The sequence below is a fragment of the Shouchella shacheensis genome, assembly GCF_001484965.1.
Classification (GTDB): domain Bacteria; phylum Bacillota; class Bacilli; order Bacillales; family Bacillaceae_D; genus Shouchella; species Shouchella shacheensis.
Map to the genome: position 1 here is coordinate 193,432 of NZ_LLYY01000006.1, position 9,663 is coordinate 203,094.

At 45.7% G+C, this 9,663-nt stretch carries 7 protein-coding genes and 3 pseudogenes; 2 read left to right on the forward strand and 8 right to left on the reverse strand.

Features of this window, described 5'->3' with window-relative positions; all coding sequences use genetic code 11:
- Positions 1-10: 10 nt before the first annotated feature.
- From AVZ68_RS09150 to AVZ68_RS09160, 3 genes and pseudogenes are all read right to left on the reverse strand, one after another.
- A complete protein-coding gene (locus AVZ68_RS09150; protein WP_059104255.1) occupies positions 11-1,393 on the reverse strand; it encodes a PTS transporter subunit EIIC in 1,383 nt (460 codons plus the stop codon).
- A 33-nt stretch (positions 1,394-1,426) separates the two neighbouring features.
- Positions 1,427-2,311, reverse strand: a complete 885-nt coding sequence (gene murQ, locus AVZ68_RS09155) for an N-acetylmuramic acid 6-phosphate etherase (protein WP_059104233.1) — start codon at positions 2,309-2,311, stop codon at positions 1,427-1,429.
- Positions 2,312-2,556: 245 nt separating this feature from the next.
- A pseudogene (locus AVZ68_RS09160) lies at positions 2,557-4,782 on the reverse strand (Tn3 family transposase); the annotation flags it as partial.
- A 101-nt stretch (positions 4,783-4,883) separates the two neighbouring features.
- Between AVZ68_RS09160 and AVZ68_RS19780 the strand changes: the two are divergent.
- Positions 4,884-5,929, forward strand: a pseudogene (locus AVZ68_RS19780) (IS630 family transposase).
- A 15-nt stretch (positions 5,930-5,944) separates the two neighbouring features.
- Here AVZ68_RS19780 and AVZ68_RS09175 read toward each other — a convergent pair.
- The 5 genes from AVZ68_RS09175 to AVZ68_RS09195 all read right to left on the reverse strand — a co-directional run bounded on the left by AVZ68_RS09175 (position 5,945) and on the right by AVZ68_RS09195 (position 8,893).
- Positions 5,945-6,151: a hypothetical protein gene (locus AVZ68_RS09175; protein WP_157404615.1), complete on the reverse strand. Its 207-nt coding sequence runs from the start codon at positions 6,149-6,151 to the stop codon at positions 5,945-5,947.
- Between the two features lie 174 nt (positions 6,152-6,325).
- Entirely contained in the window at positions 6,326-7,093 is a 768-nt protein-coding gene (locus AVZ68_RS09180) for an ABC transporter permease (RefSeq protein ID WP_059104236.1), read from the reverse strand.
- Positions 7,094-7,855 (reverse strand): ABC transporter ATP-binding protein, encoded by a 762-nt coding sequence (locus AVZ68_RS09185; protein WP_059104237.1) that lies wholly within the window; start codon positions 7,853-7,855, stop codon positions 7,094-7,096.
- A 364-nt stretch (positions 7,856-8,219) separates the two neighbouring features.
- Positions 8,220-8,552: a DUF1048 domain-containing protein gene (locus AVZ68_RS09190; protein WP_059104238.1), complete on the reverse strand. Its 333-nt coding sequence runs from the start codon at positions 8,550-8,552 to the stop codon at positions 8,220-8,222.
- On the reverse strand, positions 8,549-8,893 hold the full coding sequence (locus AVZ68_RS09195) for a PadR family transcriptional regulator (protein ID WP_059104239.1): 345 nt from the start codon (positions 8,891-8,893) through the stop codon (positions 8,549-8,551). Before AVZ68_RS09195 ends, AVZ68_RS09190 begins: the two co-directional genes overlap by 4 nt.
- A 460-nt stretch (positions 8,894-9,353) precedes the next feature.
- Between AVZ68_RS09195 and AVZ68_RS09200 the strand changes: the two are divergent.
- A pseudogene (locus AVZ68_RS09200) lies at positions 9,354-9,593 on the forward strand (recombinase family protein); the annotation flags it as partial.
- Positions 9,594-9,663 lie beyond the last annotated feature (70 nt).

Below are 9,663 nucleotides of genomic sequence, written 5' to 3' on the forward strand. Positions count from 1 at the left end.
TCTCTCCTTTTTAGATGCCGTCTGCCATATGTTCTTTAAACCCGAACAGGTAGGTAAAAATAAAGCCAAAGAGATACGCCAGTCCAAGGCCACCTAGGTACGTGAGATAGGCCCCTTCCGCAATAAGAGGCGTAAGCGAGAGTCCAGATACACCGATGCCTCCCGCACCCGTGGCAAAGACAGCCTGCCACGCACCACCAACGGCCCCTCCCAGGCTTGCCGTAATGAACGGGCGCCCAAGCGGCAGCGTTACACCGTAAAGAAGCGGTTCACCGATGCCGAGAAAGCCAACTGGAAGACCACCCTTAATAATGTTACGCAATCTCTGGTTCCTTGTTTTTGCATAGATCGCCATCGCTGCTCCTACTTGACCAGCACCAGCCATCGCCAAAATTGTAAGCAGTGTGGTAAAATCATATACGTTAATAAGCTCGAGATGGATTGGTGTTAACCCGTGATGCAACCCAACCATAACAAGCGGTAGGAAGAATCCAGCCATGACCGCGCCCGCAAATGCCCCGCCGACATCAAGCACCCAGTAAATGCCTAACGTGATTCCGTCCGACAAGACCCCTGCGGCTGGCATCACCGCAACAATGGTCAGAAAGCCCACAATCAATACGGTAAAAAGAGACGTAAAGATAATATCGACGGATGTCGGAATGATTTTGCGAATTCGCTTTTCTAAATAGGCCATCAGCCAGGCGGCAAAAATCACGCCGAACAATCCGCCCCGTCCGGGCTCAAGCGCACTTCCGAAAATCGTGATATCCGCAAGCGCTGGGTTAAAGATGAACATGCCCGCAATTGCCCCAAGTACAGGGGTTCCTCCAAATTCCTTCGCTGTGTTCCAACCGACAAGGATGCCCAAATAAGCAAACAGTCCGCCGCCGAGCACAAGCATCACTTGAAGCCATGTGTGTTCCGCAGGGTCCATTCCAGAATTCTGCGCGAAATTGGCAACACCGTTAATAATCCCTGACGCCACCAGCCCCGGGATCAGTGGAATGAAGATGTTTCCCAAACTTCTCAGGAAGCGTTTGAACGGCGTTTGATTCTTTCTCTTGCGCTCCTGCTTAGAGAGTTCCGCTTTTTCAGAGAAGGTCAATTCATCCTCTGATGGATCCTCGCCTTCTTGTGCTTCTACTTTCGCCAGTGTTTCCAACTCTTCCGTTACCAGTTTCACCGTGCCCGGTCCGATCACAACTTGCAACGTGTCGTCCTCTACGACCCCCATAACACCATCGATCTTCTTGATGTTCTCGATATGAGCAAGGTCTTCATTTTTCAGGGCAATACGGAGCCGCGTCATACAATGTGTGAGTGACGCGATATTCTCTTTGCCCCCGACGTGTTCTAGGATTTCAGAGGCCATGCGCTGTTCTTTTTTCACCATGCTTCCCCCCTCGTGATTAAAAAGCCATCCCTAAAGCGTGTTGCGAATAAATCCGTTGCTCTCCTCCAGCTTTTCTACCGCTTCTTCGTACCTGCATGAAAGCAAACTCATGACGATTGCAGCCTTGACGTGGCCGCCTGATTGCTTGTAGTACGCGGCTGCTTCTTCGTAGCTCGCCTCCGTCGCTTCCATGATGATTCGCTTCGAGCGCTCTACCAGTTTATGATTCGTTGGCTGCAGGTCGACCATCAAATTTTGATAGACTTTGCCAATGCCGATCATGGCGGTGGTTGAGATCATGTTCAAAATCAACTTCTGTGCCGTGCCAGCCTTCAGTCTCGTTGACCCGGTTAACACTTCCGGCCCGGTCTCGACTTCAATCGCCACATCGGCATAGGAACTCATCTCCGCCTGCGTGTTACAGCTAATACTCACCGTTTGCACGCCCCGCGCCTGCGCCTCTTTCAGCAACCCAATCACATACGGCGTCCGCCCGCTTGCGGCGAGCCCGATAACCGTATCCTTCTCATTGATGTGCAAGGCTTCACCGTCCTTGGCCCCGGCCGCTTCATCATCTTCGGCCCCTTCCACGGCTTCCGTAAAAGCTTTTCCACCACCAGCGATGAGCCCCTGCACCATTTCCTTCGATGTGCCAAAGGTCGGCCTGCATTCAACAGCATCAAGCACCCCAAGACGTCCGCTTGTGCCTGCACCTGCATAAATCAACCGTCCCCCCACTTCAAAGGAAGCGATTACACGTTTGACAGCAGCTTCAATCGACTCAAGTTCTTTTGCAACCGCCTTTGGAACCGATTGATCTTCACGATTCATGGTTTGCAGGATGGTTTGAATCGACATGCCATCCAGCTGCATAGTCTCCCTATGACGAGCTTCTGTCCCTAGTTTGTTTAGCATCTTTGGCCCCCTATTCTTGCCTCCATTATTCAATGAAAGAAACCAAAAGTCAATATAATAGGATTAATATGCGAAATAAAATTTCATTATGACAACAAACGAACAGCGGAGGACTGAAAAATCTCGACGCTTCTACCCGTCGGAGCTAGAAGGGGTAAAGGTAGCATCTGTCGTTTTTGCCGCCATTTCTCGATATAAATAATTCAGCCCGCCTTAAAGGCGGGCTTTCATCTATACACCAAAAATCATAGTGCCAATCTTTTATCTAAATCCATCTCAAATCGTCCGTAAGGGATAATGTGATTATAAATTAAAGGAGAAAGTGCGCGTAAATCCTCTTGCAACATCTTCTCAAGCCATCCATGTTCCTTCATCGTGTTTTGAATCTTCAACGTGTTAATATACACCAAACAGTTCTGAAGAAGCTGAAGGGAACGTACCGCGATTTCTTGATCTTCGTCCTGGTTCTTTTGGATTTCACCATTGTGTCCAAAGAAGATAAACTCAATGGCAGAGTTCCAGTTTTCTACGACGTTTAGCCCTTCTTGAATTTCCTGTCTAATTTCTTCGTGCATTAAGTAATCACACAAGAAAATGGTCTTGATAGCCTTTCCGAGTTCACTCAACGCTTTATAAACCGGATGGCTCTTGTTTTTGCTAAATCGTTTCAAAATGGCTTCTGTTTCAGCCGTATTAAATTTTAAAGCTGTCGCATACTTCACCATTTGATCATATTGCTGTCGAATAAGGTCCCATTCAATGGGTTTTTGAGCGATAACCGGCTCCAAATTCGGAAAGGAGTCCGTCATGCCATGATAAGGTTTATATAATTTCTGTCGACCAATATTTTTAAGGCGAGGCATCAGTTTAAATCCCAACAGGTGGCAAAAGGCAAATCCGATTTCACTTTGACCATGCGTATCGACATAGTTACGACCCACATCTTTGTCCGTCGCATGATGCAAAAGGCCTTGAATCATTGAAGCGACTTCCGAAGATAAACATGTTTTTAATTGAGAGTGAAAACAGACAGACTGTTTTTCAACATGCCAATAAATCATAACGCCTGTACCGCGATAGCGAGGGTGCCATTGACTCATAAGGTTCTGATCCCACGCGCCAACCTTTTTGGAATCAGAAGCACAAGATGTTGTCGCATGCCCCCATACGTCTTCCAAACGCTCCTTAAGGATAGCATTCACCACTTGAACATTAGCTGCTTTTAAAATTTCAGGATGGATATACTTCCGCTTCACATAAAGTAAATTATCATAAGTAACATCAGGATTCCCCGCAGCCATCCGTTTTAACCCCATGTTGGTACCCATTCCGTACAAACATAATAACAGTCGCTTTTGTACGTCTGCACGATTCAACCGTTCGTATTTCGCTAAACTGTGAAAAGCACTGGTAAAGTCCGTTCTTAAATCCGTTTCCTTAAACATATCTATCAGTTCCATCAGCCACCAACGCTTCGCTATTACTTGTTTGAATTGTCTGAGCCGTTCCGGTTCTTGTTGGGGTTCCAAGGGTGAGACAGAAATCCAGCCATTACGGTGGTTCGTAATCGAGACTTTAGGGTTTTTCGGAATCGTTTGATTCAGTTGCTCTAACTTATTGTGCAACTCATCCTGTAACTTCGAGATGATCGGTTCCACATCCACGGAAAGACCCAGGGCATCATAATATTCCTGTCGATTTTCCTCGAAGTCGATGGGCAAATCTTCGTCAGGATCCCGATATCGATCAGCACCTACGACCCAAATTTCCTTACATTGAAGTTTATCTTTCAGGGATTGCAAGACGGCAATTTCATAATTGATGCGATTGACCTTCGGGTTTCCTTTCGTGTCCTTCTCAAGAACAACCTTCATGAATTTCGGTGGAACGACTTCGCTAATTGGGACATCATGGTCAACGGGAAAATACTTTTGTTTGGTTCCTATGTACCTTTTCACCAGATCTAATGCCTCAATCACAGGCCGGTGTGTAGGGTTATTGGAACGGAAATCCAAAATACGTAACAGCTCGGAAATCGCCGTGCGATAAGAATGGCTGTAGGAGCTTCGCATTTTGTAGTACACTTTTTCGCGATATACATTCTTATTATATTTGAGTTCTTTCAACAGATCCTGTGCGGTTTCTTCGTCCATAACCGAGAATAATACATCCTTGACAACATGTTCTTGTTTATCCAACATGTCTTCGAGCAATGTAGCTAGAATATTATTTTTCCCGCGGACCTGTTTGATTTCTTTCAACAACTCCCGATCCACCTTCTTTTCAGCGTGCCCGTTAATATTATGCGTAATCGTCATCAGTAGTTCAACTAACGAATCCGTAATCTCCCGCCAACGGGACCAAAAGAAAGCCGCTAGCAAGGTATAGCGAACTTCTGGGGGATGACAGCGTCGTTCACTCGCCTTTTCCGAGATAGATCTCAACCGGTACCTTCGTAACATCTTGGAAGGAATGTGACTATATCAAAGGTACTAAAGGATTTTAGCGTTTTCTGTCTAACTCCTATAGGTAATAGAACTTATGACCATTAGGAGGGCTTCCCATGACCAGCGTGCAGTCAGATCACGAGACAATAGAGATGCAAAAGGCGAAAGCGGCGATGAAAGCGACCAAAGATAAACGCTTGTTCGAGCGATACCAAACGATCCTCCTCCACCTCAAGGGAGAGAGTTACAAGACGATATCGGAGATCGTGGGCCGTTCTACGGTCACTATTGGCAGTTACGTCAAAGCTCATCGAAAAGGTGGCCTAGACGGATTGACGATGAGCCAATCTCCAGGGCGTCCCCATTTCCTCACGAAAGAACAAGAGGAAGAATTGCGCCAATTGATTGTGGAACAAAGACCTGCCGATGTCGGTTTCCCTGCTGAGATGAACTGGAACGCTCCGCTCATTCGAGAGTGGATCGAACGAGAATATGGGATTCCTTATGCGGAGCGCGGTGTCCGCAAACTCTTGCATCGATTGGGATTCAGCTATACGAAACCGACCTATACTTTGGCCAAGGCTGACCCCGAGAAACAAGAAGCCTTCAAACAAGAATTCGAACGAGCTAAAAAAAATGATGGATGGCGAAATTGATCGAATCTTGTTTGAAGACGAGTCTATGATTCGAGACTACCAAGCGCTAAGCCCTACATGGTTCTTAAAAGGCCAGCAAAAACTCATCCCCACGTATGGCCAACATCGGGGCGTCAAATGACTCGGCACGTTAGATTATGAAACGGGTGAAGTGATTTGTTATGGAAGACGAAAAATACGACGCCCAAGTCTTCCTGTCTTTTTTAGAGAAAGTCGTCATCCACTATCAGGGTGAAAAGATTGTCATGGTTCTCGACAATGCACGCATTCACCACGCTAAACTCATCCAACCGTTTTTGGAGGAGCATCAAGACCACTTGCAATTACTTTTTTTACCCCCCTACAGCCCTCAACTTAATCTGATTGAAGGGCTATGGGGATGGATGAAGAAATCAGTGATCTACAATGTGTTCTATTCAACCGTTTTAGAAATACGCAAAGCGGTTCAGTCTTTTGTCACAGAGATTAACAAAAACCCGAAAAAGGTCATTGATCGGCTCTGTGTTCAGTTATAAATTCTTAAGTGCCGTCTATATAAATAAATCATCGGGAAGCTCCAACATTTTTAAGTCTTTTAGCTTTTTGATCTCCCATTCCAATGTCTTTTTGCTTGCACGTCCGGGTCCCATATAAAGCCGAGCCGGGTTGTACTTCTCTTTTTTTCTACCAATTTGGTTCTCCGTGGGGAGTAATATAAAATGTTCAACAAGCTCTTCTTCTGTCCATTGAGATTTCATTCTAAAAAATATCAGTCCTTTCAAGGGTCAAAAGCGTTTTGCAAGAAACCTTTTAGACTTTCAACGAGATTTCTATAGAAAAAATGCACAAAACACTTGACTGATCATAGAAAAAGCAGCAGCTAACGTGAAAATAAAGTTCTAGCTAGACTGCTGCTTCCTTCTTTAACTAAATCACACCCGCTTTTTATACACCCTCATAGCAAAAAAATAGGCTACGAGCATAATCCCGATACACCACGCAAGAGCAACCCATATATCATTGCCCACCGGTTGACTTGAGAGTAGCGCACGGATAGCCTCCACGATCGAGGTCACCGGCTGATTTTCGGCAAAGGCTCGAACGACCGACGGCATCGACTCGGTCGGCACAAACGCCGAGCTGATAAACGGCAGAAAGATAATCGGGTAGGAAAAGGCGCTTGCGCCATCCACTGTTTTTGCGGACAGTCCGGCAATCGCCGCGACCCATGTCAAGGCAAGCGTAAACAGTGCGAGTATGCCGGCTACTGCAAGCCATGGCAGTAGCCCCGCCGACGAACGAAAGCCCATAACGAGCGCTACGAGAACGATGACGACGACCGATATGGCGTTGGATACGAGGGAGGTCAGCACATGTCCCCACAGCACGGTGGAACGCGCAATCGGCATGGAGTGGAACCTCTCAAATATACCCCTTTGCTTATCCAAAAACAGGCGGTAAGCCGTATAAGATATACCACTCGCAATCGCTATCAGCAATATGCCGGGCATCAAGTAGTTCACATAGTTATCCGTTCCGGTTTGAATGGCACCGCCGAACACATAAACGAACAGCAACATAAACGCGATCGGCGTGATGGTGACCGTGATGATGGTGTCCATACTGCGGGAAATATGGCGCATGGAACGTCCAAGCATAACGCCCAGATCACTGAAAAAGTGTTTCTTTGCCGTCTCCATTTACTTTTCCTCCTTTTTGCCGACGATTGCGAGGAATATCTCCTCTAATGTCGGCTGTTTTTCAACATACTCCACCTCTGCGGGTGGGAACAGCTGTTTTAGCTCCGAGAGCGTACCGTTGGCGATAATCCTACCCTCGTGCAAAATAGCTATTCGGTCGGCAAGCTGCTCGGCTTCCTCCAAATACTGCGTGGTCAGGAATACCGTCGTGCCGCCGTCGGCAAGCTCTTTGACAATCTTCCAAACCTCGATTCGTGCCTCGGGGTCAAGCCCGGTAGTCGGTTCGTCGAGGAAAATGACCTGTGGTTTTCCCACAAGGCTCATGGCGATGTCGATCCTGCGGCGCATACCACCTGAATATGTGGATACCTTGCGATCTGCGGCATCGGTCAAGCCGAAACGATTGAGCATATCGTCCGCAATCTGCCGCGGATTTTTGAGGTGCCGCAGCTTGGCAATCATCATCAGATTTTCCCGTCCGGTCAATATTTCGTCCACGGCGGCGAATTGCCCGGTCAGACTGATCGCCTGCCGCACATGATCGGACTTGGACAAAACATCGTACCCGTTTACGGTGGCTCTGCCGCTGTCTGGTTTGAGCAGCGTGGTGAGAATTTTGACAACTGTTGTCTTCCCTGCCCCATTAGAGCCAAGCAGGGCGAAAATACTGCCTTTTTTTACGGTAAAATCGATTTTCTTCAGAACGTTCACTTTCTTATAAGACTTTTCAAGATCTTGGACAGAAATCGCTGCATTGTTCATACTTTTTCCTCCTCGTATAAATAGCACAGCAAGACTGCTTGCAAATCCGGAAATTAAGGGGCCTTATCTGATAGAGATCGGGTTGCTCGCCTGCAGACAAAGCGGAGTCATTATCCGGTCGAGAGCCTTGCGAAGCTGGATTGCCTACATCCCTCTATATAGTCTAACTGATAACCTGTGTAACTTACTACCAGGTTAAAAATAGAACTGAATAGTGAAGGTGGCCATTCATATTTGTAACCAGCTATTCAGTCGGTATTATCTATTGAATTTACCTTTTTCTAATCTCTTCATAATACTTTGATTCAGATCTTCACGATATTAGCTAGGCGAAAATCCACTAGGATCCCACCGTTAGCCACAATCAAATCGTATCGTTCAACTTCGCGCGATATTTGTCCTTCCAAGTTTTCTCATCCTTTACTAGTTCGTCGCAGAAAGCGGACACGTCCTCACCCGTAAGATCAGTGACTTTCTTGCCTTCTGCTGCACCTTCCTCGAAAAGATCTAGAATGCCGCCAAAAATACGGCTAATATCCTTCCAGTTCGAGGGTGCAGCACCAGTGGTCCACATATATTTTTTAATAGCGTTGTAAGCGTTGCGGTACTCACTTGGAAGTACCTTTGCACGTTCCTCCATCTCCTTCCATTCCCGCTTTTCATCCAGACTTCCGATAATTTTTTCAAAAATACTCATAGTACTTCTCCTTTTGATTTTATATTAGTTTTGAGTTCGTTAATTTTACTTGAAACAAACTCCCAATTTTCCCAAAAAACTTTCAGATGCTCTTGACCTGCTACGGTGATTGTGTAAAATTTTCTTGGCGGCCCCTTAGTGGAAGGCTTTTTCTTGATGTTCACCAGATTGTTTTTCTCAAACCGCATGGTAATCGCATAAACGGTGCCTTCAACCACATCAGTGAAGCCAAGTTCCCGCAGCTTTTGCGTGATTTCATAGCCGTAAGTTTCGCCACGGCTGATGATCTCAAGCACACAACCTTCAAGCACCCCTTTCAGCATTTCTGAATTTCTTTCCAAATTTACCCCCCCATTTGTCTTTCACTATATTTTTTCAGTACTCTGTACCATAAGTATTTCATGACACCGGTACTTAGTATTGATGATTACAGGTATATAGTAACGCAGAATAGTATCACCTGTCAAGAATAAAGTTTTTCGTCAGGAAAGCCCGTTATTACGGTCCCCATAGGTTTTTTTATCAAATTTGGCCTCTCGTCATTTAGTCTGTTTTCACAAAAAACGGAGGCTTATTTGAATAGCAAATAGGATGGTCAAAACACCCTTAATCCATTCCAAAATTTTTTTACAGTTTTTTTGTTCCACAATAGTCCAATCGTATTATGGAATAGATTTTTGTTAGTGTTTATAAACGTATACCTTTAAGGCAATGTAAGTAACGTTTCAAAAGGCGCGTCAAATCAAGTTTATAAATGTGGTTAAATTTTTTTATAAAAAAGCAGGCAGGGGAGAAATGAATATGGCAGCTACTTATGGATACATACGGGTGAGTTCCAAGGATCAGAATGAACAGCGTCAGTTACATAAAATGATGGATAGGGGTGTGGAGGCACGCCGCATTTTTGTTGATCGAGCAAGTGGAAAAAATTTTGAACGCCCACAATACCAATTGCTACGCAAGGTCCTCAACGAAGGGGACATTGTCTACATGGATGCCCTTGATCGTATGGGACGTAATTACGATGAGGTTATTGCAGAATGAAAGTACATTACAAGAGAATTAAACGACCACCTGCTAAAGCAGGTGGATTTGGACATAAAATGTCTAC